Below are 24,182 nucleotides of genomic sequence, written 5' to 3'. Positions count from 1 at the left end.
CCAGAGGGGGCGCGTGACGATCACACGAAGGGTGGCTTGATGTTGCTGCGCTTCTCCAACCATTCCGGCACCGGCAGGTTCTTGGCGCGCATGAAGTCCGCGTTGAACAGCTTCGACTGATAACGGCTGCCGGAATCGCACAGCACGGTGACGATGGTCTTGCCGGGCCCGAGCTGCTTGGCGAGGCGTATGGCGCCCACGATGTTGACACCGGTCGAGCCGCCGAGGCACAGGCCCTCGTGCTGCAGCAGCTCGTAGATCACGCCGACGGCTTCGGCATCGGGAATGAGATAGGCATCATCGACCTTCGCGGTCTCCACGATGGCGGTCGCCCGGTTGAGGCCGATGCCCTCGGTGATCGAGCCACCCGGCGTCGCCTTGGGATCGCCGGTCCTGAAGTATTCATACATGCCGGCGCCGTGCGGATCGGCGCATGCGATCCGCACGTTCTTGTTCTTCTCTTTCAAGTAACGGCTGACACCAGCCAGCGTGCCCCCGCTGCCGACCGAGCAGACGAAGCCGTCGACCTTACCGCCGGTCTGCTCCCAGATTTCGGGGCCCGTGGACTCGTAATGCGCCTTGGCATTGTCGAGGTTGTTCCACTGATCGGCGAACAGCACGCCGTTCGGCTCGGTCTTGCGCAGCTCGTCAGCAAGACGGCGACCGACATGCTGGTAGTTGTTGGGATTGGCGTAGGGCAGGGCCGGCACCTCGATCAGCTCGGCGCCGCACAGCTTCAGGAAATCCTTCTTCTCCTGGCTCTGCGTTTCCGGGATCACGATCAGGGTGCGGTAGCCGCGCGCGCTCGCGACGACCGCAAGGCCAATGCCGGTATTGCCGGCGGTCGCTTCCACCACGAGACCACCGGGCTTGAGCTCGCCGCGCTTCTCGGCCTCCAGGATCATCCATTTGCCGGCGCGATCCTTGACCGACTGGCCGGGATTCATGAACTCGGCCTTGCCGAGAATGGTGCAGCCGGTCAGTTCCGAGGCGCGCTTCAGCTTGATCAGCGGGGTGTTGCCGATGGCTTCGACAACGTCATTTCGAATGGTCATGTCGGGGAAATCGCTACCAAGGGGGTTGATCTGGTTGGTCAGAACCTAGTGCTTGGGAGGCCAAAGGGGAAGGCTTTTGCGCTGCGGCGAGACCGGCTGAAACGCCTGTCCAAACAGCGATATTCTCGAGAAGCGAGGCCGGCGATGATGCGTTCGGCCACGCGGCGAGATATCGATAGGAGGAAATGGCTGAACTCCGCCAGAGCACGGAAGATGACGGTCGCCACCAGCCGCTTCGCGACCGCTTTTTTCCAAGGGTGAGATGAGCCGACACCCGAGGGACGTGGATGGTCTGGATGGCCGAAATCATATCTGCTCGAGGGATGGCTCCCTTTCGGGAATTGAAGGCCAGGCGAGATGGAGCGGCCGGAGCGTACGACTGAACCAACGCCGCGCGGGGGTTGGTGCGGTCGGATGGAAAGGCTCAGGTGCCACTGTGGCAGCAATATCACATGAAATCTTGGTAAGCTTGATCACGTATCCAAATGTTTCAGAATGAGAGAAATCCCTGCGAGACAGTCACCGTTCGAATACAGATCGACTCGATCGCACCTGATTGGCGTGGCCATCTCGCAACTGCGGGACTGTCCCGCTGGTCAGCGCACGGCTAGTATGATTTTCGAGGTTCCGCAGAAAGCATCGCCGCTGTGAACGAGTTGTCCAAAGCCCCCCGACTGCCCCGCCGCGAATCGGTTAATCCGGCTGTGCGGCGGTTCGATCTGCCCGGCGGGGGATGGATGTGACACAGGATGTTCCTGCGATCGCCGTGCGGCGGTCTGAAGGTTCTGCATCCCGGACGCTGCGCGCGGCGCGCTGGATTGCGGTGTTGTGCCTCGCCGCCGGCTCGGGTGCTTGCGTGCTGACCCAGGACCTTCCGGATCCCGCCCTCGACGTTCCCACGCAGTACAAATATGCGGGCAAGGGTGATGCGCCGCCGTCACTGGACTGGTGGCGCGGCTTCCGCTCCGCGGAGCTGACGCAGCTGATGGAAGAGGCGCAGACCGTCAACCTCGACATCGCCGCCGCCGTTGCGCGCATCGTCCAGGCTGACGCCCAGGCGCGACAGGCGGGTGCGGCGCTGCTGCCGAGCGTGTCGACAGGCGGATCGGAGACCTATTCGCGCACTTCGGGATCGAGCGCGTCCGGCCTGTCCATCGGGGGGCGCGAGGTCGTCAATTACTCGGCATCGCTGAGCGCGAGCTACCAGCTCGACTTCTGGGGCCAGAACCGCGACGCGCTGCAGACGGCGGAAGAGACCGCGAATGCCAACCGCTTCGATCGCGACACGGTCGCGCTGACGACGCTTGCGGCCGTCGCCAATGCCTATTTCCAGGTGCTCGCCTCGCAGGATCGCATCAGGACCTCACAGCGCAATATTGCGAGCGCGCAGCGCATCCTCGATGCGGTCAGGGAGCGGCGCAAGGCCGGCACCGGCACCGATCTCGACGTCGCCCAGCAGGAGAGCGTGCTTGCCAACCAGAAGGCCCTGGTGCCGCCGCTGCGCCAGACGCTCGACCAGAACGTCAACGCGCTCGCCGTGCTGGTCTCGCGCCCGCCGGAAAGCGTGCGGGTGCTCGGCGGCTCCCTGGACCGGATCGCGATCCCGCGCGTGACGCCCGGCCTGCCGTCGGAGCTCCTGACGCAGCGGCCCGACATTCGCCGCCAGGAGGCGCAGCTTGCGTCTGCGACCGCCAATATCGGCAATGCCCGCGCGCAGTTCTTTCCGACCATCCAGCTCACCGGCAATGGCGGCTATCAGAGTTCGGCCTTGGTCTCGCTGTTCCAGCCCCATGCGGCCTTCTTCCAGCTCGTCGGCAGCGCCACGCAGCCGATCTTCGACGGCGGCAAGATCCTCGGCAATTTCGAGTTCGCCAAGGCGCGGCAGGACGAATTGCTCCAGACCTACCGCAAGACGATTATCCAGTCGTTTGCCGACGTCGACAATGCGCTGTTCTCGATCAAGCAGACCACGATCAAGCTGCAATTGCAGCGCGACGTGGTCGTCGCCTCGCGCCGCGCCTTCGATCTCTCCGAGCAGCAATTGCGCGCCGGCACCGCCGACATCGTGACCGTGCTCAACACTCAACTGACCCTGTTCCAGGCGGAAGACGCGCTGTCACAGGCGCAACTGGCCCGCTTGCTCGCCATCGTCAGCCTGTATCAGGCGCTCGGCGGCGGCTGGGAGCCGCGAATGGAGAAACCGGTCAATGCTCTTTAAGCCGGACAGCAAGCAAGGCGCGAAGGAGGGGACGGCGAAGACGTCGCGCGGCCGCGGCTTTGTCATGACCCTGATCACGCTCGCGATCCTCGGCGGTCTGTTCTATCTCGGCTGGACCGTCACCCATCAGCAGCAGGCCAACAACCGCAACAACAACCAGCGGCTCGATCTGCCGGTGCCCGTGCTGGCGGCGAGCCCGCGCGTTCAGGACGTTCCCGTCTATCTCGACGGCGTCGGCGCGATCCGCGCGCTCAACACCGTGACCGTGCGCTCGCAGGTCGACGGCAAGCTGATCGCCGTCAACTTCACCGAGGGACAGGACGTCAAGAAGGGCGACGTGCTCGGCGAGATCGAACCCGCGCTCTACCAGGCCACGTACGACCAGGCGGTCGCCAAGAAGGCGCAGGACCAGGCCCAGCTCGCCAACCAGCGCATCGATCTGACGCGCTACGAGCAGCTCGCTGCCTCCAATGCCGGCTCCAAGCAGCAGGCCGACACCCAGCGCGCGCTGGTCGCGCAGACCGAGGCGCTGGTCAAGGCCGATCAGGCCGCGATCGACAACGCGGCGGCGACGCTGAGCTACACCAAGATCGTCGCGCCGCTCTCGGGGCGCGCCGGCCTGCGCCAGGTCGACCAGGGCAACATCATCCACGCCTCCGACACCACCGGTCTCGTGGTGATCACGCAATTGCAGCCGATCGCGGTGTGGTTCAGCCTGCCGCAGCAACAGATCATGCGCGTCAATGCGGCCGCGGCGAAAGGCACGCTCGCGGTCGACGTGTTCGGCAATGACGGCGTCACCGTGATCGACACCGGCAAGCTCACCGGCATCGACAACCAGGTCGACCAGACCACCGGCACGCTCAAGCTCAAGGCGGAATTTCCCAACGCCAACTACCAGCTCTGGCCGGGCCAGTTCGTCAATGTCCGTCTCAAGGTCGAGACGCTGATGCAGGCGCTGGTGGTGCCGACATCGGCCGTGCAGCGCGGCCCGATCGGAACGTTCAGCTACGTCATCGGCGAGGACAACGTGGTCTCGGCCAAGCCGGTGACGGTGACGCAGCAGAACGAGCATGACGCCGTGATCGCCAGCGGCCTGTCGGCGACCGACAAGGTCGTCACCACGGGCTTCGCCAATCTGTCCGACGGCTCCAAGGTGACCGTCGGCCGCGACGACCAGACCCCATCGGCTGATCTTGCCCCGCGCAAGCGCTCGCGCGGGCCCGACGCCCAGAAGAAGGATGGCGCCAAGGACGGCCAGAAGGAAGGTCCGAAGGACGGACAGGGCAAGGACGGCGAGTTCCGCGCCAAGCGGAGTAGCAGCGAGGGCGACCAGAAGGGGCAGACCGGGCCGGCTCCAGGACCTGCGCCAGGTCCGGGGGCATCGGGAAGTGGAGCCAAGCAGCCATGATCCCGACAACAGCCGCTTGAAGCGGCAGGCAGATCCCATGGGTGTCTCCGAACCCTTCATCCGCCGTCCCATCGCGACCTCGCTGCTCGGCATCGCGCTGCTGATCGGCGGGCTGCTGGGCTATTTCGCGCTGCCGGTCTCGGCGCTGCCGCAGGTCGATTTCCCGACCGTGCAGGTGACGACGCAGCTCCCGGGCGCGAGCCCCGACGTGATCGCCTCGCTGATCACGGCGCCTTTGGAGCGGCAGCTCGGGCAGATCCCGTCGCTGTCGGCGATGAACTCGACCAGCTCGTTCGGCGTCAGCCAGATCTCGCTCCAGTTCGATCTCAACCGCGACATCGACGGCGCGACCCAGGACGTGCAGGCCGCGATCAACGCCGCGGCGGGCGTGCTGCCCAAGACGCTGCCGTATCCGCCGACCTACGCCAAGGTGAACCCGGCGGACGCGCCTGTCATGACGCTGGCGTTGCGCTCCGACACCATCTCGCTGCGGGCGATGAGCGACATCGCCGACACGCTGCTGGCGCAACGGCTGAGCCAGATCTCCGGCGTCGGGCGGGTCTCGGTGCTGGGCGGGCTGAAGCCGGCGGTGCGCATCCAGGCGGACCTGGCACGGCTCGCCGCCTACGGCATCGCCATGGAAGATCTGCGCACCGCGATCGCCAATGCCAACGTCTCGGGGCCGAAAGGCTCGCTCGACGGCGCGCAGCAATCCTACATCATCGCGGCCAACGACCAGATCGCTGCGGCCGAGGCCTACAAGCCCGTCATCATCGCCTACCGCAACGGCTCGCCGGTCACCATCGCCGACGTCGCGCAGATCGTCGACGGCCTCGAGAACGACCGCACCGGCGGCTGGTACCAGGGCACGCCGGCCGTCATCATCGACATCCAGCGCCAGCCCGGCGCCAACGTCATCGACGTCGTCAGCCAGATCCGCGCCGAAATCCCCAAGGTGCAGCGCGCGATTCCGGCCGGCGTGAACCTCACCATCGTCTCCGACCGCACCGTGACCATCCGCGCCTCGGTCCACGACGTGCAGTTCACGCTGGTTCTCAGCGTCGTGCTGGTGACGCTGGTGGTGCTGCTGTTCCTGCGCTCGCTGCGAGCGACCCTGATCGCCGGCGTGGCGCTGCCGCTGTCGCTGATCACCAGCTTCGGCATCATGTATTTCGCCGGCTTCAGCCTCGACAATCTGTCGCTGATGGCGCTCACGATCGGCACCGGCTTCGTCGTCGACGACGCCATCGTCATGATCGAGAACATCGTCCGCCATATGGAGAACGGCGACGGGCCGATGGAGGCCTCGCTGAAGGGCGCCAGCGAGATCGGCTTCACCGTGATCTCGCTGACGGTGTCGCTGATCGCGGTCTTCATCCCGCTGCTGTTCATGTCCGGCCTCGTCGGGCGCATGTTCCGCGAATTCGCGCTAACCTTGACCATCGCGGTCGTGACCTCGGCCGTGGTCTCGCTGACGCTGACACCGATGATGTGCTCGCGCCTGCTCAAGCACGCCCATGAGGAGCTGGCGGTGCCGGGCCTCGCCGCCATCAGCCGCTTCATCGACCGCACCGTCGAGGCCTATCACCGGACGCTGCTGGTGGTTTTGCAGCACCAGCGGACGACGCTGGTCGTGACCTTCGCCACGCTGATCGCGACCCTCGTCCTCTACGTCGTCGCGCCGAAAGGCTTCCTGCCGCTGCAGGACACCGCCTCGATCACGGCGGTGACGGAGGCGGGGCCGGACGTGTCGTTCGCGGAGATGCAGAAGCGGCAGGCCGAGGCTGCCGACGCCATCAAGGCCGACCCCGACGTGGTCGGCGTGGTCTCGGTGATCGGCGCCGGCTCGGTCAATCCGACCACCAATGTCGGCCGTCTCGTCATGACCTTGAAGCCGCGCGGCGAGCGGCGCGACGATGTCAGCGCGGTCATCGTCCGGCTGAAGGAGCGGGTCTCAGGCATTCCCGGCATGACCGTCTATTTCCAGCCGGTGCAGGACGTGCAGATCTCGACCCAGTCGAGCCGCTCGCAATACCAGTACACGTTGACCGGCACCGATGCGACGCTGGTGTCGGAATGGGCGCGCAAGCTGGTCACGGAGATGCGGCGCGATCCCTTGTTCCGCGACGTCTCCTCCGAGGCGCAGGAGGGCGGATTGCGGGCGCAGCTCGATGTCGACCGCACCCGCGCAGGCCAGCTCGGCGTCAGCCTGCAAGGCATCACCGATACGCTCAACGACGCCTTTGCACAGAGGCAGATCTCGACCATCTACGGCCAGGCCAACCAGTACCGCGTGGTGCTGGAGGCGCTGCCGATGTACCAGCGCGATCCCTCGATCCTGTCGAAACTCTATCTGCCGGGCGCTGCGAGCGCGACCGCCGGCGCGCCCAACGCCCAGGTGCCGCTGTCGGCAGTGGCGACGCTGAAGCGCACCACCGCGCCGCTCGCGATCTCGCACCAGGCGCAGTTCCCGTCGGTGTCGCTCAGCTTCAATCTCGCGCCGGGCGCCGCGCTCGGCGATGCCGTCGAGGCCGTGAAGACGATCGAGACCCGGATCGGCATGCCCAACAGCATCGTCGGCGTCTATGCCGGCGATGCCGCCGAATTCGCCAAGGCGCTCGCGGGCCAGCCCTGGCTGCTGCTTGCCGCCGTCATCACGATCTACATCGTGTTAGGGGTGCTCTACGAGAGCTACATCCACCCGATCACGATCCTGTCGACGCTGCCCTCGGCCGGCGTCGGCGCGATCCTGGCGCTGGTGCTGTGTGGGCAGGACCTCTCGGTCATCGGCCTGATCGGCATCATCCTCTTGATGGGCATCGTCAAGAAGAACGCGATCATGATGATCGACTTCGCGCTGGAGGCCGAGCGCCGGCAGGGCATGTCGCCGAACGAAGCCATCGTGCAGGCCTGCCTGCTGCGCTTCCGACCCATCATGATGACGACGCTGGCGGCGCTGTTCGGTGCCTTGCCGCTCGCGATCGAGAGCGGCACCGGCGCCGAGCTGCGCTTTCCGCTCGGCATCTCCATCATCGGCGGCCTGCTGCTCAGCCAATTGCTCACGCTCTACACGACGCCCGTGATCTACCTCGCGCTCGACCGCATCAACCGCCGCCTGGAGCAGGCGCTGCCGCCGGCCGAATCCGGCGGCCCGCCGGTCGCGGGCGCGACCGAGGGGATGCAGTGATGGTGTCGATCTCGGAGCCCTTCATCCGCCGTCCGGTCGCGACCACGCTGCTGTCGATCGGATTGTTCCTGCTGGGTGTCGTCGCCTACGAGTTCCTTCCCGTCGCCTCGGTCCCGAACGTCGACTTCCCCGCCATCTTCGTCTCGGCCAGCCGGCCCGGCGCCGACCCGGCGGTGATGGCGGCGACGGTGGCCTCGCCGCTGGAGCGGCGGTTAGGGGAGATCGCCGGCATCAACCAGATCACCTCGACCTCGACGCTCGGCAACACCAGCATCCAGCTCCAGTTCGACATCGGCCGCAACATCGACAAGGCCGCGCGCGACGTGCAGGCGGCGATCAACGCCGCGATGGTCGACCTGCCGAGCGACCTGCCGACGCTGCCGCGCTTCCGCAAGGCCAATACGGCCGGCGCGCCCGTCTTCGTGCTGGCGCTGACCTCGAACACACTCGCAGCCAGCGCGATCTACGACGTCGCCGACACCGTGCTGGCGCAGCGCATCTCGCAGGTTCCTGGCGTCGGCAACGTGGCCATCAGCGGCGCCGACCAACCGGCGGTACGCATCCAGCTCAATCCGGTGGCGCTCTCGAACGCCGGAATTGCCACCGACGACGTCCGCACCGCCATCATCAACGCCAATCCGCTCGGCCCCGTCGGAATCTTCAACGGCGAACGCCAGAGCGAGACGCTGGCGCTCAACCGGCAGATGCGGACCGCCAAGGAATTCCGCGACGTCGTCATCAAGAGCGCCAACGGCAATTTCGTCCGGTTGTCCGACGTCGCCGATATCCAGGATTCCGTCCGCAACGCCCGTTCCATCGCCTGGTTCAACAAGCAGCCGGCGGTGCTGATCCAGATCACCAAGCAGGGCGACGCCAACGTCATCGACACCGTCGATCGGGTGAAGGCGCTGATCCCCGAGCTCAGGCAATGGATTCCGGCCGGCGTGGAGGTTTCCACCCTGGTCGATCGCACCGGCACGATCCGCGCCAGCGTGCTCGACATGCAATGGACATTGCTGGCGACCGCGATCCTGGTGATGGTCGTGGTGTTCGTGTTCCTGCGCAGGCTGACGCCGACGATCGCGGCCGGCATCTCGGTGCCGCTGGCGCTGGCCGGCACCTGCGCCGGCATGTGGGTGGCGGGCTTCTCGATCGACAATCTGTCGCTGATGGCGCTCGCAATCTCAGTCGGCTTCGTGGTCGACGACGCCATCGTCATGATCGAGAACATGTACCGCAATCTCGAGCATGGCATGCGGCCGCTCCGGGCGGCGCAGGAGGGCGCGAGGCAGATCGGTTTCACGGTGGTCTCGATCAGCCTGTCGCTGGTCGCCGCGTTCACGCCGCTGATCTTCATGGACGGCATTGTCGGCCGCCTGCTGCGCGAATTCTCGCTGACGCTGACCTTCGCCATCCTGGTCTCGACGCTGGTGTCGCTCACGGTGACGCCGATGATCTGCGCCCATTACATCCGGCAGACCCCGTCCGGCACGGCGACGCTGTTCGATCGGATGATCGAGGGCTCGCTGTCGCGCATCGTCGCCTTCTACGCCCGGACCTTGCGCACCGTGCTGGACTATCCGCTGGCGACCCTGCTGGTGTTCTTCGCCACCATCGGCCTCACGGTGACGCTCTACATCAAGGTCCCCAAGGGCTATTTCCCGACCGACGATTCCGGCTTCGTGATCGGGGCGACGCGGGCCTCGGCCGACATCTCGTTCCAGTCGATGCTCGGTCTCCAGCAGCGGCTCGCCGACATCGTGATGCAGGACCCCGCCGTGGCCGGCATCGGCTCGACCGTCGGCGCCGGAGGCGGCCCGGGGGGAGCGACCTCGAACCGCGGCATCATGTACATCAGCCTGAAGCCGCCGGAGGAGCGCGACCACGTCTCGACGCAGGTCGTGATCGACCGTCTCAGGCGCGCGCTGTATCCCGTGCCCGGCATCCGCCTCTTCATGTTCGCCGCCCAGGACGTCCGTGCCGGCGGGCGGCAGAGCGATTCCGACTACCAGTACACCCTGACCAGCACCGATCTCGGCCTGCTGCAGAAATGGGCGCCGATCGTGGCCAAGCGCATGGAGAGCGTCGAGGGTATCACCGACATCTCCAGCGACCGCGATCCAGGCGGCCTCCAGCTCACGCTCGCGATCGATCGCCAGAAGGCCTCGGCGCTCGGCGTCAGGGTTCAGGACATCGACAATGCGCTGAACAACGCGTTCTCGCAGCGGCAGATCTCGATCATCTACACCCAGCGCAACCAGTACATGACCGTGCTGGAGATCGATCCGAAGTTCCAGGTCGATCCCTCCAACCTCGAGCGCATCTATGTTGCCGGCGCCGGCGACGCGCAGGTGCCGCTGTCGGCCGTCGTGCACGCGACGCGTGGGTTGGCCGCGCTCGCGGTCTATCACTCGCAGTCGTTTCCCTCGACCACGGTGTCGTTCAACCTGATGCCGGACGTGCAGCTTCAGGCGGCGACCCAGAACATCCAGCGCGCGGTCGAGGAGCTGCACATGCCCGAGGGCATCCGCGGCAGCTTCGACGGCAACGCCGGCGACTTCGCCAAGACCAGCGGCCGCCAGCCGCTTCTGATCCTCGGCGCGCTGGTGGCGATGTATATCGTGCTCGGGGTGCTCTATGAGAGCCTCGCCCATCCGCTCACGATCATTTCGACGCTGCCCTCGGCCGGTCTCGGCGCGCTGCTCGCCCTGCAGCTCACCAACACGCCGCTGACGGTGATCGCCTTCGTCGGCATCATCCTCTTGATCGGCATCGTCAAGAAGAACGGCATTATGATGGTGGATTTCGCGCTCGACGCCGAACGTCAGCGCGGCCTGTCCTCGGCGGAAGCGATCTTCGAGGCCTGCCAGGCACGCTTCCGTCCAATCCTGATGACGACCATGGCGGCGCTGTTCGCCGGCATTCCGCTCGTGGTCGCGACCGGCCCCGGCACGGAGCTCCGCCGTCCGCTCGGCATCACCATCATCGGCGGCCTGTTCGTCTCGCAAATCCTGACGCTCTACACCACGCCGGTGATCTACCTCTTGATCGACCGCCTGCGGCGGCGGTCGGCGCCGCGCCCGGTGCCAGCGCCGGCGGAATAGGTTGTTGAAGCGCCGCATCAAGCGTATAGCGGCGGCCATGTCGAACCCGCCAGATATTGCCGCCGCCGATCCGATCCCCGAGTGCCCGCATTGCCAGAAGCCGATGCCGCTGTGCATCTGCGACAGCGTCACGCCAATTGAAAAGAGCCGCCTCGGGCTCCTGATCCTGCAGCACCCGCAGGAGCAGGACATGGCGCTCGGCACTGCGCGGCTGCTGGCCCGGCATTTTGCCGATGCCACGGTGCGGGTCGGCCTGTCCTGGCCGAGCCTGTCCAAGGCGCTGGGACGGCCGGTCGAGAATGCCTCGCATTGGGCCGTGCTCTATCTCGGCTCGGCGCGCGCCGCCGATCTCGAAGCCGAAGGCGAGATCGTCGCGCTCAACCGCAAGGGCGAGGTCGCGGAGAACCAGCGCGGGATCCTCGGCAAGCTCGAAGGAATCGTGCTGCTCGACGGCACCTGGAGCCAGGCCAAGGCGCTGTGGTGGCGCAATCCCTGGATGCTCAAGTGCCAGCGCGTGATCCTCAACCCCGCGCATCCCTCGCGCTATGGCCGTCTGCGCAAGGAGCCGCGCAAGGACGGGCTCTCTACCATCGAGGCTGCGGCGACGATCCTCGCCGGCCTCGAGCGGCGTCCTGATATCGCCGAGACGCTGAATGCGAGCTTTGAACGCCTGTTAACACGCTACCGCGAGGTCCAGGCCGAGATGCCGGAATTGGCGCCCAAACCTGCCCCGAAGGGCCGGCGCGACTTCCGGCGGCGCAAACGAGCCTGACTTCGGCCCAACTCATCTGTACGGTCGATTGCACCGCGAGGGCCGGGCGTCTAGAGACGATCGGCCGAAACCGGTTGCGATCTGCTCTCCTGTTGCGGCATCGGAGAGCGAGAACTTGAGGGGCAGTCGAATTCAGCTCGCAGCGAAGGAAATTCTGGCACAGGCGGCGCGGCCCGATCGTTGGGGCACGCTCGCGCTGATGGACATTTCGCTGCGCTACCGCCGGACCGTGATCGGCCCGCTCTGGATCACGCTGACGCTCGCCGCGACGATCGCAAGCGTCGGCACGGTCTATGCGGCCCTGTTCAAGCAGGACATCGCCGTCTTCCTGCCGTCCTTCGCGATCGGCCTGATCGTCTGGACCCTGATCGCCACGACGCTTCAGGAGGGCTCCAACATCTTCGTGGCGTCCGGCCATCTCATCAAGGCGGTGCCGGCGCCGCTGATCGTTCATGTCCTCCAGATGATCGCGCGCAACGTCCTCATCTTCGCGCATCATTTGGTGATCGTCGTGCTGCTCTACGTCGTGCTGCCCTGGCCGCTGCACTGGAGCATGCTGCTCGCGCTGCCCGGCTTTGCGATCCTGTTCCTCGCGCTGCTCGGCGGCTCGGTCGCGCTCGGCATGCTCTGCGCGCGTTTTCGCGACATCGGTTCGGCGATCGTCAGCGGCCTGCAATTCGTCTTCTTTCTCACGCCGATCATCTGGACCGAGGACAGCGCGCGCGGCACCGCGTTTCACTGGCTGACGCTGGTCAATCCGTTCGCGACGCTGCTCGATCTGGTGCGACGGCCGCTCTTGTCGCAGCCGACCGATGCGGAGCAATGGCTGCTAGGGGCCCTCTATGCGATCGTCGCGGCCGCCATCGGCCTCGGCTGCTACGCAAAATACCGCCATCGCGTGGCGTATTGGCTGTGATGCGCGCATGACCGCCCCGGCCCACATCGTGCTTCGCGACGTCTCGGTCACGTTTCCGGTGCTGTCGTTTCGCGACCGCTCGCTGCGCAGCCGGTTCGTCAGCGCCGTGACGCTGCGGCGGAAGCCGGCGGTTTCGCACATCATCACGGCGTTGAACGAGGTCAGCCTCGACATCCGCGCCGGCGACCGCCTCGCCATCATCGGCGCCAACGGCGCCGGCAAGACCACGCTGCTGCGGGTTCTCGCCGGCATCTACCATCCGACGGCGGGGAGCATCGACGTACGCGGCCGCTGCCTGTCGCTGTTCGATTTGCAGGCCGGTTTCGACGAGGAAGCGACCGGCTACGAGAACATCATGCGGCGCGGGCTCGTGATCGGCGCGCGGCGCGCCGAGATCGACGCGCGGCGGGCGGAGATTGCCGAGTTCACCGAGCTCGGCGATCGGCTCGACCTGCCGCTGCGCACCTATTCCAGCGGCATGATGCTGCGCCTGATCTTCGCGGTCGCAACCGCGGTCGAGGGCGAGATCGTGCTGCTCGACGAATGGATCGGCGTCGGCGACCAGCAATTCCGCAAGAAGGCGCGGCAGCGGCTCGACGAGATCGTCGCCCGCGCTGGCATCCTGGTGTTCGCCTCGCATGACATCGAGCTGATCCAGAGCAGCTGCAACCGGGCGATCCTGCTGGAGCAGGGGAGGATCATCGCCGCCGGCGCAACCGATACGATTCTCGCGCAATATCTGGCGGGGTCCGGCGGGAGAAAGGCGTAACGCTTCGAAGGTCCCCCTGACGGGGCGGCCCCCACCCAAAATCGGTCGAAGGCGGTTGCCTAAACCCTTCATCCCCTATATTGCTCCGGCCTTACGGGGCCACGTGGCGGAGTGGTTACGCAACGGTCTGCAAAACCGTGTACACCAGTTCAATTCTGGTCGTGGCCTCCATCACAACCCTCTGATATCCCAGCATTATTCGATTTCGCCGCCAGTTCCGCAGAGGGCTGCGCGCAACGTTCTGCCGACGTGAGAGGCGGATCGATCACCGGGTTTGCCCGGGGCTTGCTGGAAACCGCCGATTCACGCCCGTTGGCATAGACTTCGCATCTGCGAAGTGATGCGACTGACATCAACGAGCGCTGGAGCACCCGTGGGCGACATCGTCCGACTTGTCCCGAAATCCGAGCTGGAACGGGCTCGCCTCATCCGTGAGGCCCGTGCGATCTATGACAGCATCTTTCCATCGGCCGCACCCGACCGGGCGCCGCAGGATGGCGAGGAACGCGTCAAGACCTGATCGTCGCGCCGCCCGGTTTCCGGCAACGGCAAAACGCCCGCGAGGCGGGCGCTGCGGCTCACCGTGAAAGCAGCCCTCAGCAGGCCGCGTACCATCCGTCGGGGAACGGCAGGAGGGGCCAGGCGCCCTCGTTGTCATTGGCGGCTTTGGGCGTCGCGTCAAAACTCCACGAGCGGGGCACGAACTCCTCCTCCGGCGCGGGAGCAAAGTCTTCAATGACCATGGCGTCCCGGACGGCATCCAGCAGCAAGTTGAATTCGGCTTCGCTTCTCATCGCACCCTCGCAGAACGCGGACGGTGCAATGTCGCAGAGCCGGTTTGTTACCCGGTTGAGCCGATCGTTCGCATTTTAACGATCTGGCGATCGGGTCCCGATTGGTTAGCGATGTCTAAAAAAATCCCCGCGGAAACCCTAGGTTCCTCCGCTGCGCGGGCCGTGTGAAAGAAATCACATCCTCGGCGGTTTATTTCTCCTACCCCTTCGCATACCGGCCCGATGCAGGCCGGAGCGGGCAGGGCGAACGGGAGACTGGTCATGAAGGCGAGGTTCTTGCGGTTTGCGGGTGTGAAGAGCCGGGCGCGCCGCGCCTCCACGGTCGGGCTGTTCCTGACACTGTTTGCTTCCGCTGCCCACGCGCAGGGGACGGCCGAACAGCGCCGGGCCTGCACGCCCGACGTCTACCGGCTCTGCGCCGGCGAAATACCCAACGTCCGCGCCATCACGGCGTGCCTCCGGCGCAACCGGTCGAGCCTGAGCGAAGCCTGCCGCAGCGTGTTCGATCAGGCCGGCGGCTGAGGACCTGTGGATTTGTGCGCAGCAAGTGGCTCGCGCCGGCTGACGAATTCGCGATACCGGCCCTGTGGATATGCTGCGGACAGCCTGTGGATCAACGGGGGCCGCAACTCCCGTCGCCCGGATGGGATCGCAGCGCAATCCGGCTCTAGCCTACAAGCGGTTGCGCTGCCCGACGGGCAAAACACGCTAGCCGTGGGGCAAGGCGCGCAGGCGAAAATATTCGCCTTTACAGAATTTCGGCTTTGTCGCATTGTCCGGCCACCTCACCCCGGTCAGAGGGGCGTATCGCGATCGTCACGAAACGTGGGGTGAGCTGCGGTGGACGCTAGTCACATCGGCGCGAGAGGCATCGCAGGGCGGGCAACCGTGAGCGACAGCCTATCGCGCACACGACCGGTGTGATCTGCGTACGGCAAAACCGTGTCGTCCTGACGCCCGGGGTCTGTGCGTCAAGTCTTGTGGTGATGTGTGCGGCCCGACCGGGTGCGCCCATCAGTCATCTGCAAGGCGACGGGGGCAATAGTGCATCGCTCCCCGGGGAGAACTCGGCATAAGCCGTCAAACCACTGCGCAGGGAAGGCCGGGTTGTCCTGGCTACACCTGTATGCCGCTGTGCAGCTTCTTGTCACGCAGGTTTCGCACAGTGGACCGCGGGTGCCAGCCGGCACCCGGTCTTCCCTGCGCCCTCTGACAAAGAGGGCGATGAGATGAGCAAAGCTCGGGCAGAGTGAGCCGCGAGGATGCGGATCTGTGTCTGCGTTATACATTGCAAGTTGGTGGCGCGAGGCGTTGCGTGGAGGAGAGCTCAGTCTCGCGTGCCCCGGACGCTGCGCAGCGTCTCCCCGGCGATGCGAAGCATCGTCCGGTTCGACGGTGCGCTGCAGGGCCGGGCCCATGCATCAGCAGGTGCGCGGCTTCCTGGGTCCCGGCTCTGCGCCGCGACGCTGACGCGTTGCAGCTTGTCCGGGACACGAAAGCTGCGCGAGCAGCAACCGACTTGCCGAACCCTCCCTGCATTTCGTCTCAAATTGCAACCCGCGCGTGCAAGAAGTCTTGATCGGCTGTGATCTAGGGGTGAACGCCTGGCTTGAACGCGGGTCCCGGGCACAGCGACCAATAAGTAGCGTGCATGAGGGTCAGGGAAACGTGATTATGCCTTCTCTTCCTAAAGCACCAAAATGGTGCTTTAGTGCTTTCCATGAGCCAATCGCCCCGAAACGCGCCGTCCGCGCTGCGTTACAGGCTTGCCCCTGACCCGGCCGCCAAGGCCGCCATCGAGGCGACGTTCAGGGCTTATGACCGCATGATGGAGATCCTCGACGAGGTGGCGCGGACCCACAATGTGGGTTCCAACGTCGTGCTGCTGCACGCCCACGCCTATGAGCCGATCCGGAAAGAAACTGCGCTGCCCTCGCGGCTGGTGACGCTGGGCCTGCGCGACCGCGCGGAATATCGCGCAGCGCAAGGCCGCCGCCTGCCGCTCGACGACAAGCTCGCCAAGATCAAGGGGCCCGCCACCATCTCGATTGCGACCGTGCAAGGGCGCTTCAGCGTGCCCTTCGACTACGCCGGCTATGCCGAGGGCTGGGGGCAGAGCGCGCCCGCGCGCCTCATCCGCACCGACGACGGTTTTGAAGTTCACTACGGCGTCACGCCGAACAATCTGCCAGAGGAGGAGAACGCCATGGATACCATCGCTGCCGCTCCCGAGAACTTCCTGTCCCGGGTCGGGCGCCTGATCGCCGGGATCGCCTATGACGCGATCGAGCAGGCGGAAGGCAAGAACAAGCTGAAAGTGGTCGGCCAGGCCATCCGCGAGATCGAGCGCGCCGAGAGCGAAGCGCGCGACGCGCTCGCCGCTGCGCGTGCCGAGGAATATCGCCTCAACGCGCGCCGCACCGAGATCGAACGCGAGATGGCCGATCTCGCACCCAAGATCGAGGGCGCGATCGCTGATGGCCGTGACGATCTCGCGCGCGCCGGCATCGCGCGCCAGATGGATATGGAGGCGCAGTTCGATGTGCTTTCCCGTGCCATCGACGAGAACAACGAGAAGATCGAGCAATGCATCACCTCGCTGCGCGCGGTGCTGTCCGCGCTCCAGGATGCTGAGCAGCGCCGTGCCGATCTCGAAAAGAGCGAGGCGGCGGCGAGCCATCAGGCCTCGACGTCATCCCGAAAACAGGGGGGCGGCTCTGCGGCGGCGAAGGCGCTGCGGGCGGGCAGGGCGGTGGCACGCGCCACCGGCGTGCCGCAGGGGATCCCGTATTCGAGCGACATCGACGAGCTCAGCACGTTGCATCGCGACAAGGAGATTGCAGCGAGGCTGGCGCGATTGAAGTCGCGCTCCTGAGTAATGTGTCATGAGCGCTCTGCTCGAACACGTGATGTCGCCGGAGGTCAGGCCGTTCGCGATCGCGGCGGCCATGATCGTCATCGTCGGCTCGATCGAGGTGATCTCGATGCTGGTCGGGGCCTCGCTCAGCGAGATGCTCGGCACCAACATCGATTTCGGTCATCCCAGCGACAATGGCGTCATCAACGCCATTTCCTGGATCAATGTCGGCGGCGTGCCGCTTCTGATCTTCCTGCTGCTGCTGCTCGGCGCCTTCTCCATCACCGGCTTCCTGATCCAGGACATCGCGCGGATGGTTGCGGGGCCCTTGCCGGCAACGGTCGCCTCGGTCGGGGCCGTCGCGGTCTCGGTTCCGCTGGTCCGCGCTGCCAGCAGGGCGATCGCGCGGGTCATTCCCAGGGATGAAAGCTATGCCGTCGGCCTCGGGGATCTCGTCGGCCGCATCGGTGAGGTCGTCATCGGCCCGCTCGACCAGGGGCCGCCCGGCCGCGTCAGCGTCGCCGACGTCCACGGCAACCGCCATTTCGTCTGGGCGGTTGCGGCGCCGGCGTCATCGCCTCTGCCGCAGGGAACCCTGGTCCTGCTGGTCGACCGCGACGGCACCCGCTTCGTGGCGGTCAAGGCCGACGATGAACTCAAACCTTCCAAGCCCACTCTAAACAGCTAGCAAGTCATCATCGGAGAACATCATGTTCGACATCGCAGTCCCGGCCATGATCGGCGTCGCGCTGATCATCGTCCTGGGGATCGTCTTCACCATCCTCTACAAGCGCGCCACCCGCGACGAGGCCTTCGTGCGCACCGGCCTCGGCGGCAAGAAGGTGGTGCTCGACGGCGGCGCCATGATCCTGCCGATCTTCCATTCCTATGCCAGCGTCAATCTGAAGACGCTGCGGCTCACCGTGGAGCGCAAGGAGCGGGAATCCCTCATCACCAAGGACCGGCTGCGCGTCGACATCGTCGCCGAGTTCTACGTGCGCGTTCGCCCCGACGACGAGAGCATCGCGCTTGCGAGCCAGACGCTGGGCGCACTGACCAATGATGCCGAAGCCCTGCGCAACCAGGTCGAGGCGAAATTCGTCGACGGCCTGCGCTCGGTGGCGGCGACCATGTCCATTTTGGAGCTGCAGGAGAAGCGCTCGGATTTCGTCAAGCATGTGCAGGCGACGGTCGAGTCCGACGTCAAATCCAACGGCCTCGAGCTCGAATCCGTGTCGCTCACAAAGCTCGACCAGACCGACGTCAAGTTCTTCAACCCGGAGAACTTCTTCGACGCCGAAGGTCTCACCCAGCTCAAAACCGTCACCGAGACCCGCCGGCGTGACCGCAACGCCATCGTACGCGACAACGAGGTGGCGATCGCCCAGAAGGACCTCGAGGCGCGGCAGCAGACCCTCGGCATCGAGCGGACCAAGAAGGAGGCCGAGCTGTCGCAGGAGCGCGACATCGCCAACAAGACCGCGAGCACCCGCGCCGAGGTCGCAACCGCGACGCAGACCGCGCGCCTCACCGAGGAGAATGCCCGCATCGATACCGACCGTGCCGTTGCCGAGAAGGAAGCCGGCGCCAAGCAGGTCAAGGAAACCGCGGTGATCGAGTCGGATCTGGCGATCAACAAGCGCAAGACCGACGCCCAGCGCGAGATCCAGATCGCGACCCAAGAGAACGAGATCCAGATCGCGTCCAAGAGCAAGCAGACCTCTGAAGCCGTCGCCGAGGCCAAGACCGCCGAGGCGATCGCGGTCTCCGCGGAGGAAAAGGTCGTGACCGCACGCGCGGTCGAGGTCGCCGATCGTGCCCGTCTCACCCAGGTGCTGGCCGCGCGGACTGAGGCCGAGCGCAAATCGACCGAGCTGATCGTCGCGGCCGAAGCCGAGAAGAAGGCCTCGCTCGATCGCGCCGAGGCCGTCAAGACGCTGGCCACGGCCGAAGCCGAGTCCAACAAGATCAAGGCCGTCGGCGTGCGCAACATCGGCGAGGCGGAAGCCGCTGTCATCACCATGAAGAACGAGGCGCAGAACAAGCTCGGCGCCAACGTCATCGATTTCGAGATCGCCAAGAAGCGGATCGAGACGATGCCGTCGGCGCTGGCCGAGATGGTCAAGCCCATCGCCAACCTCAAGGACGTCCGTATCCTGCACACCGGCGGCGCGTTCGGCGGCAACGGCGCCGGCGGAGGCAATGTCGGCTTCGGCGAGGGGCTCGCAGGCGAGCTGCTCAAGGTGCATGCGCTGCGTCCGATGATCGACGAGATCTTGCGCCAGAGCGGCTTTGCGCCCGACGATGATCCCGTGAAGGCGCTGGTCGGCGCCGTGACCGGCAAGAGCAACGGCGCGGCCGTGCCGGCACCCGAGAAGACGAACACCGCCGATCTATGAATGCCCGTTCATTGCTGCGGAGAATTCGAATCGATAAACAGGCTGAGCGCGTCTCGCGTCGCGCAACGTGCCGGAGTGCCGATCGATCGTCTTGAACCTTTCGATCGCACTCCGGACGAATCTTCCTGAGGCAACGCCATTGGTTGCCGCGGCGCCTGCGCCGATCGACGCCAGGTGCCGAAGCCTGTTTCGATCGGGGAATTTCATATGAAATATTTTCTGTCTGGACTGATCGCGATCGGCCTTTCGATCGCCGCCATGCCGTCGTTCGCGGCCGATGCCCGCAACGTCACCGTCGTCAACGAGACCGGCTATGCCATCAGATTCCTGGGCTTCAACGCGCCGGACGATGGCCTGGACGAATGGGACAATGAGCTCGACAAGGTTTTGCAGAACCAGGCCAGCACCTATGTCGAGTTCGACGAAGACGACGATGGCTGCGTCTGGAACATCCGCGTCGACTGGCAGAACTACGACGAAGCCGTGCTCTGGAAGAACGTCAACCTCTGCAAGATGACCGCGCTTCGGCTGCGCTACGATCCCGGCACCAAGACCACCTCGTTCCTCGCGGAATAGCCTTTGGCGACATGGCCGGAGGAGGGGTCGTCCCAGCCTTCCTCCGGCGCGCCTGCGGATGATGACGAATTCGTCCTTTGCAAGCGCAAGCGGCTTTGTTATACGCAGCCGCGCGCGAACGACTGGTTCGCCTTTTCCTCGGTAGCTCAGCGGTAGAGCATCCGACTGTTAATCGGATGGTCGCTGGTTCGAATCCAGCCCGGGGAGCCAAATCCTGCCGCAAATTCAATGGTTTATGGTTGCGCCCTCATGTGGCGCGCGACGTCGTTGCTTTGCTCTCTGAGCCGCGCATCCATAAATTCTCGCCCGGAATCATCCTCAAGCAGATGTGTGCATGGGCGCCGTCACGCCATGCGGGTGGCGCCAAATCGACTCAATTGAAATCGAGCCTTGGGTTTGCCGGATCTCAACGGAGCTGATTCCCATGCCAGACATCCAGGTCGACCATATGGCCCCCTCGATTCTGCCGGCCGACGTTCCCGAACTCAGCGACGACGAATGCCTCGCCTGTCTGGCGCGTGCGGTCGAGACGCCCGATTCGGCTCGGCTGGACGAGGTCGCCGCTCTGATCGGTCGCCTAGCGGTGGCCATCGAATAATCCCCTCCGGCCCTGAAGCGGTAAGATGCGGAAGCCTTGAAGATGCGGAAGCCTTGGCCCCGCAGGCGAACGGCCGTGTTGCGTTTTGGCCGTGCATGCTCCAAAGATGCCGCGAATTTCGTCCGCGGCATCGTCCGCCTTGCAGGGTCCGCAAATGTCCGGTTTCTCGACCGCGCGCCTCAAAATGGTCGATGGCCAGGTGCGCACCAATGACGTCACCGACCGTCGTGTTCTCGATGCCATGCTCACGGTTCCGCGCGAGGCTTTCGTGCCGGCCGACCGGCAGGCGTTGGCCTATCTCGATCTTGACCTCGACGTGAGCGAAGGCGCCGCCAAGCGGTTCCTGATCAAGCCGCAGCTGACCGGCAAGCTGCTCCAGGCCGCCGAAATCGGCGAGGGCGACAACGTGCTGGTGGTCGGGTGCGCCACGGGCTACCTCGCGGCTCTGGCCGCCAAGCTCGCGCAGCAGGTTACCGCGACCGAATGCGACCCGGCTTTGGCCGCGAAGGCCAAGCCCGCCCTGGCCGCCCTGAACCTCGCCAATGTGACCTGCAAGGCCGCCGCCTGCGCCGAGGGCGATCCTTCGGCCGCTCCCTTTGACGTGATCATCCTCAATGGCGCGACCGAGGTGACGCCGGAAGCGCTGCTCGGGCAGCTGAAGGAGGGCGGGCGTCTGGTGGGGGTGTCCGCCGAATCGAGGCCGCCGCGTGCCATAATCATGACCCAGACCCATGGTGAATTCGGCCATCGGGCGCTGTTCGACGCTGCTGCCCCGGTCCTTCCCGGGCTGGCGCGGGCTGCCGCCTTCGTGTTCTGACGGCCCAGAACCCGATAAAATCCCGTTCTGAATCAGAAGTGTGGCCGGGATGCTGCACGTGAAGAGTTTCCACCGAGAACTACCCTCAGGTAGTTCCGTCGCGCTTGACCGCGTCTTATGTTGCGGCGGGGCGATGACTCCACTCGTAGACGGTAACCCAGCTCGCGGGCACGAGCCGGGCGTTAGAATGAACGGAATTTTTGGGATGCATGGGGTGAAGCTCTTCACCGGCGCTGCGGTTTCGGTCCTGCTGCTGGCGCTTGCCGGGCCGACGCCTGCCTTGGCGGACACGATCGAAGCCGCGCTGGTGCGCGCCTATCAGAACAATCCGCAACTCAACGCACAGCGTGCCCAGGTGCGTTCGACGGACGAAAACGTGCCTCAGGCGCTGTCGGGATATCGCCCGAAGGTCAATCTGACCGCCAGCGGTGGTTACCAGTACTCGGACTTCAAGAGCGGCAGCAATGACCCTCCCGTCAATGGCAGGAGCCTGCCGCGCAGTGCGAGTCTGACTGCTTCCCAGACGCTCTACAACGGTAACCAGACTGCCAACAGGACGCGTGCCGCCGAGAGTCAGGTGTCCGGCTCTCGCGAAGCGCTGCGCAGTCTCGATCAAAGCGTGCTGCTCCAGGCCGCCACGACCTACATGGATTATCTGCGCGACTCGGCGACGCTCGAAGTCCAGCGCAGCAACGTGCGGGTGCTCGAGCAGACGCTCAAGCAGACCCGTGACCGTTTCAATGTCGGCGAAGTCACACGTACCGACGTTGCACAGTCGGAAGCACAGCTGGCGGCCGGCAGGACGCAGGCCCTCACCGCGGAAGCAAATCTCACCACGACGCGCGCGAACTTCCGCCGCATCATCGGCAACGAGCCGACGAACCTGGCGCCCGGTTCGCCGGTCGATCGTTTCCTGCCTGCGACGCTCGCCGCCGCAGTCGAGCTCGGGCTCGTCGAGCATCCTAACGTCACGGCCGCAATGTTCGGCATCGACGTCAACTTCTTGCAGGTCAAGGTCGCCGAGGGCGCTCTGCTGCCGACGGTCTCCCTCCAGGCGGCGGTGACCCAGTCGTACGAGCAGTCTTTGATTCAGTACCGCTCGTTCAACGCATCCGCGATCGCGCAGGTCTCGGTGCCGATCTATCAGGGTGGCAGCGAGTATTCGCTGATCCGCCAATCCAAGGAAAATCTGGCGCAGCAGCGTCTCAACCTCGAAACGACTCGCGATCAGACGCGCGCGACCGTCGTACAGTGGTGGGGGTCGTTGCAGGCCGGCAAGGCGCAGGTGCAGTCCGCACAGGCGCAGGTGACGGCGTCCGAGATCGCGCTGAACGGCGTGCGAGAAGAGGCCAAGGCCGGTCAGCGCACCACGCTCGACGTGCTCAACGCGCAGCAGGCGCTGGTCAATGCGCGCGTCGCGCTGGTGACCGCGCAGCATGACCGCGTCGTCGCATCCTACAACGTTCTCTCCGCCGTTGGTCGTCTGGCGCCGCAGGTCCTCGGCCTTGCGACCACGGTTTACGATCCCAGCGTTCACTACCATCAGGTCCGCGACAGCTGGGCCGGCGTGCGTACGCCTGACGGGCGCTGATTCCCGTACTCGTCCGGTCGGCCTCGTGAATTGCCGAGGCCGACCGGCGCTTTGCTTGCAATCATCAAAATCCCTGACATAGCCTTGCCAAGACGATGCGGGTCGATTCGCCTCGCATTGATGCCGTGTGCGTAAAGCTTGAGTGCCGGGGGCAGGGGCGCACCGCCGCACGTTGAGCCGTGATCTGGGGACAAGTCGGGCTGCCGCGACGAAAATGTCGGGCCGCCCATCCGGAACCGGCCAATCCTGCCGTGCTTGGTGTAAAACAACGCATGCGAGGGCGTTGATGATGTGGAGTCGGAGATGACGCAGCCTGCAAAGGTCACAGAACCCTCGATGGAGGAGATTCTGGCCTCGATCCGGCGCATCATTGCCGACGATGAGGCCAAGCCGCCGCCGGCTGAGGCTGCAAAGCCGGCGCCAGCTGCCGCGGCGCCCGCACCCAAGCCGCAGGCGATGAACGACGTTCCGCCCTCCAAGGTTGCCTCTGCCAAGCCTGCCGCTGAAAAGCCCGCGCCGCCCCCTGCCGCAAAGCCAGCACCGGCCCCACCGCCTGCACCTGCGGCGGATGCATCCAATAACCAGGACGATATCGACGCGCTGCTGGCGGGGCTCGATGCGGCCACACCTGCGCCGGAGGTCCGCGAGCCTGAGCCGGAGCCCGAGCCTGAGCCCGACGTGCTCGAATTGACCGACGACATGGCGATGGATCCGACACCGCCTCCGCCGCCGCCGAGCTTCCGCAAGGTCGAGCCGCGTGACGATCTCGAATTCGCCGAATCGCCGCCGCCGCGTCCGACGCCGCCACCGTCCTATGCGCCGGTGGACTTCGACGCCCCGCCATTGCCGCCGCAACAGCCGATGCTAGCGCAAACCACGGTCTCGGCGGTCGAATCCGCCTTCAACTCGCTGGCCCATACGGTGCTCAGCAGCAACGCGCGGACGCTGGAGGACCTGGTCAAGGAGATGCTGCGTCCGATGCTGAAGTCCTGGCTCGACGACAACCTGCCTGGCATGGTTGAACGCATCGTGAAGGCCGAAATCGAGCGGGTCTCGCGCGGCGGCCGCTGAGACTGCCCTGCGGCCCCGATAAAGCCCTGCTCCTGTGGCATATTCGG

General features: G+C 65.5%; 18 protein-coding genes, 2 tRNA genes and 1 pseudogene. 19 read left to right on the top strand and 2 right to left on the bottom strand.

Annotated features, from left to right (window positions below; genetic code table 11):
* Positions 1 to 20: 20 nt before the first annotated feature.
* Positions 21 to 1,055: a cysteine synthase A gene (locus AABA86_RS29150; protein WP_095424178.1), complete on the bottom strand. Its 1,035-nt coding sequence runs from the start codon at positions 1,053 to 1,055 to the stop codon at positions 21 to 23.
* 733 nt (positions 1,056 to 1,788) lie between these two features.
* Here AABA86_RS29150 and AABA86_RS29145 point away from each other — a divergent pair.
* From AABA86_RS29145 to AABA86_RS29105, 9 genes and pseudogenes are all read left to right on the top strand, one after another.
* The gene (locus AABA86_RS29145) at positions 1,789 to 3,273 is read left to right on the top strand and encodes an efflux transporter outer membrane subunit (RefSeq protein ID WP_212244153.1); all 1,485 of its coding nucleotides are present in this window, start codon (positions 1,789 to 1,791) and stop codon (positions 3,271 to 3,273) included.
* The gene (locus AABA86_RS29140; protein WP_338309252.1) at positions 3,263 to 4,684 is read left to right on the top strand and encodes an efflux RND transporter periplasmic adaptor subunit; all 1,422 of its coding nucleotides are present in this window, start codon (positions 3,263 to 3,265) and stop codon (positions 4,682 to 4,684) included. Before AABA86_RS29145 ends, AABA86_RS29140 begins: the two co-directional genes overlap by 11 nt.
* A 37-nt stretch (positions 4,685 to 4,721) precedes the next feature.
* Positions 4,722 to 7,871, top strand: coding sequence for an efflux RND transporter permease subunit (locus AABA86_RS29135; RefSeq protein WP_212244149.1), 3,150 nt, complete (start codon positions 4,722 to 4,724; stop codon positions 7,869 to 7,871).
* Positions 7,871 to 10,975 carry an efflux RND transporter permease subunit gene (locus tag AABA86_RS29130; protein ID WP_338309251.1) on the top strand — a complete coding sequence of 1,035 codons (3,105 nt, stop codon included), beginning with the start codon at positions 7,871 to 7,873 and terminating at the stop codon, positions 10,973 to 10,975. The genes AABA86_RS29135 and AABA86_RS29130 overlap by 1 nt, the downstream gene beginning before the upstream one ends.
* 37 nt (positions 10,976 to 11,012) lie before the next feature.
* The gene (locus AABA86_RS29125; protein WP_338309250.1) at positions 11,013 to 11,747 is read left to right on the top strand and encodes a tRNA-uridine aminocarboxypropyltransferase; all 735 of its coding nucleotides are present in this window, start codon (positions 11,013 to 11,015) and stop codon (positions 11,745 to 11,747) included.
* 115 nt (positions 11,748 to 11,862) lie between these two features.
* Positions 11,863 to 12,663 carry an ABC transporter permease gene (locus AABA86_RS29120; protein ID WP_445083494.1) on the top strand — a complete coding sequence of 267 codons (801 nt, stop codon included), beginning with the start codon at positions 11,863 to 11,865 and terminating at the stop codon, positions 12,661 to 12,663.
* A 163-nt stretch (positions 12,664 to 12,826) separates the two neighbouring features.
* Positions 12,827 to 13,432 (top strand): annotated as a pseudogene (locus AABA86_RS29115) (ABC transporter ATP-binding protein); the annotation flags it as partial.
* Positions 13,433 to 13,529: 97 nt separating this feature from the next.
* Positions 13,530 to 13,603: transfer RNA gene (locus tag AABA86_RS29110), tRNA-Cys, on the top strand.
* Between the two features lie 202 nt (positions 13,604 to 13,805).
* Entirely contained in the window at positions 13,806 to 13,952 is a 147-nt protein-coding gene (locus AABA86_RS29105; protein ID WP_212244143.1) for a hypothetical protein, read from the top strand.
* A 76-nt stretch (positions 13,953 to 14,028) separates the two neighbouring features.
* Here the strand turns inward: AABA86_RS29105 and AABA86_RS29100 are convergent, their stop codons facing one another.
* On the bottom strand, positions 14,029 to 14,226 hold the full coding sequence (locus tag AABA86_RS29100) for a hypothetical protein (RefSeq protein WP_028144701.1): 198 nt from the start codon (positions 14,224 to 14,226) through the stop codon (positions 14,029 to 14,031).
* Between the two features lie 261 nt (positions 14,227 to 14,487).
* On the opposite strand from AABA86_RS29100, the gene AABA86_RS29095 reads away from it, so the two are divergent.
* The 10 genes from AABA86_RS29095 (at position 14,488) to AABA86_RS29050 (ending at position 24,135) form a co-directional block, all read left to right on the top strand.
* Entirely contained in the window at positions 14,488 to 14,748 is a 261-nt protein-coding gene (locus AABA86_RS29095) for a hypothetical protein (protein WP_015686208.1), read from the top strand.
* A 1,189-nt stretch (positions 14,749 to 15,937) separates the two neighbouring features.
* The gene (locus AABA86_RS29090; protein ID WP_212253840.1) at positions 15,938 to 17,101 is read left to right on the top strand and encodes a PspA/IM30 family protein; all 1,164 of its coding nucleotides are present in this window, start codon (positions 15,938 to 15,940) and stop codon (positions 17,099 to 17,101) included.
* A 10-nt stretch (positions 17,102 to 17,111) separates the two neighbouring features.
* Positions 17,112 to 17,771 carry an OB-fold-containig protein gene (locus AABA86_RS29085; RefSeq protein WP_212253841.1) on the top strand — a complete coding sequence of 220 codons (660 nt, stop codon included), beginning with the start codon at positions 17,112 to 17,114 and terminating at the stop codon, positions 17,769 to 17,771.
* 22 nt (positions 17,772 to 17,793) lie between these two features.
* Positions 17,794 to 19,482, top strand: a complete 1,689-nt coding sequence (locus AABA86_RS29080; RefSeq protein WP_212253842.1) for a flotillin family protein — start codon at positions 17,794 to 17,796, stop codon at positions 19,480 to 19,482.
* Between the two features lie 207 nt (positions 19,483 to 19,689).
* Positions 19,690 to 20,058 carry a hypothetical protein gene (locus AABA86_RS29075; protein ID WP_212253843.1) on the top strand — a complete coding sequence of 123 codons (369 nt, stop codon included), beginning with the start codon at positions 19,690 to 19,692 and terminating at the stop codon, positions 20,056 to 20,058.
* A gap of 135 nt (positions 20,059 to 20,193) precedes the next feature.
* Positions 20,194 to 20,268: transfer RNA gene (locus tag AABA86_RS29070), tRNA-Asn, on the top strand.
* A 214-nt stretch (positions 20,269 to 20,482) separates the two neighbouring features.
* Complete coding sequence (locus tag AABA86_RS29065) at positions 20,483 to 20,656, top strand: hypothetical protein (protein ID WP_212253844.1); 174 nt, start codon at positions 20,483 to 20,485, stop codon at positions 20,654 to 20,656.
* A gap of 154 nt (positions 20,657 to 20,810) precedes the next feature.
* Positions 20,811 to 21,473 carry a protein-L-isoaspartate O-methyltransferase family protein gene (locus AABA86_RS29060; protein ID WP_212253845.1) on the top strand — a complete coding sequence of 221 codons (663 nt, stop codon included), beginning with the start codon at positions 20,811 to 20,813 and terminating at the stop codon, positions 21,471 to 21,473.
* A 205-nt stretch (positions 21,474 to 21,678) separates the two neighbouring features.
* A complete protein-coding gene (locus tag AABA86_RS29055) occupies positions 21,679 to 23,064 on the top strand; it encodes a TolC family outer membrane protein (RefSeq protein ID WP_212253858.1) in 1,386 nt (461 codons plus the stop codon).
* A gap of 303 nt (positions 23,065 to 23,367) precedes the next feature.
* The gene (locus AABA86_RS29050) at positions 23,368 to 24,135 is read left to right on the top strand and encodes a PopZ family protein (RefSeq protein WP_212253846.1); all 768 of its coding nucleotides are present in this window, start codon (positions 23,368 to 23,370) and stop codon (positions 24,133 to 24,135) included.
* Positions 24,136 to 24,182: the final 47 nt, after the last annotated feature.

The sequence above is a fragment of the Bradyrhizobium sp. TM233 genome, assembly GCF_036247965.1.
Classification (GTDB): Bacteria; Pseudomonadota; Alphaproteobacteria; order Rhizobiales; family Xanthobacteraceae; genus Bradyrhizobium; species Bradyrhizobium ottawaense.
This window is presented reverse-complemented; position numbering and strand designations above follow the sequence as displayed.

What these genes read in the sequence shown, in the direction of transcription:
- AABA86_RS29150 (WP_095424178.1), bottom strand. Translation starts at nt 1,055, where the DNA reads ATGACCATTCGAAATGACGTTGTCGAAGCCATCGGCAACACCCCGCTG.
- AABA86_RS29145 (WP_212244153.1), top strand. Translation starts at nt 1,789, where the DNA reads ATGGATGTGACACAGGATGTTCCTGCGATCGCCGTGCGGCGGTCTGAA.
- AABA86_RS29140 (WP_338309252.1), top strand. Translation starts at nt 3,263, where the DNA reads ATGCTCTTTAAGCCGGACAGCAAGCAAGGCGCGAAGGAGGGGACGGCG.
- AABA86_RS29135 (WP_212244149.1), top strand. Translation starts at nt 4,722, where the DNA reads ATGGGTGTCTCCGAACCCTTCATCCGCCGTCCCATCGCGACCTCGCTG.
- AABA86_RS29130 (WP_338309251.1), top strand. Translation starts at nt 7,871, where the DNA reads ATGGTGTCGATCTCGGAGCCCTTCATCCGCCGTCCGGTCGCGACCACG.
- AABA86_RS29125 (WP_338309250.1), top strand. Translation starts at nt 11,013, where the DNA reads ATGTCGAACCCGCCAGATATTGCCGCCGCCGATCCGATCCCCGAGTGC.
- AABA86_RS29100 (WP_028144701.1), bottom strand. Translation starts at nt 14,226, where the DNA reads ATGAGAAGCGAAGCCGAATTCAACTTGCTGCTGGATGCCGTCCGGGAC.
- AABA86_RS29095 (WP_015686208.1), top strand. Translation starts at nt 14,488, where the DNA reads ATGAAGGCGAGGTTCTTGCGGTTTGCGGGTGTGAAGAGCCGGGCGCGC.
- AABA86_RS29085 (WP_212253841.1), top strand. Translation starts at nt 17,112, where the DNA reads ATGAGCGCTCTGCTCGAACACGTGATGTCGCCGGAGGTCAGGCCGTTC.
- AABA86_RS29080 (WP_212253842.1), top strand. Translation starts at nt 17,794, where the DNA reads ATGTTCGACATCGCAGTCCCGGCCATGATCGGCGTCGCGCTGATCATC.
- AABA86_RS29075 (WP_212253843.1), top strand. Translation starts at nt 19,690, where the DNA reads ATGAAATATTTTCTGTCTGGACTGATCGCGATCGGCCTTTCGATCGCC.
- AABA86_RS29065 (WP_212253844.1), top strand. Translation starts at nt 20,483, where the DNA reads ATGCCAGACATCCAGGTCGACCATATGGCCCCCTCGATTCTGCCGGCC.
- AABA86_RS29060 (WP_212253845.1), top strand. Translation starts at nt 20,811, where the DNA reads ATGTCCGGTTTCTCGACCGCGCGCCTCAAAATGGTCGATGGCCAGGTG.
- AABA86_RS29055 (WP_212253858.1), top strand. Translation starts at nt 21,679, where the DNA reads ATGCATGGGGTGAAGCTCTTCACCGGCGCTGCGGTTTCGGTCCTGCTG.
- AABA86_RS29050 (WP_212253846.1), top strand. Translation starts at nt 23,368, where the DNA reads ATGACGCAGCCTGCAAAGGTCACAGAACCCTCGATGGAGGAGATTCTG.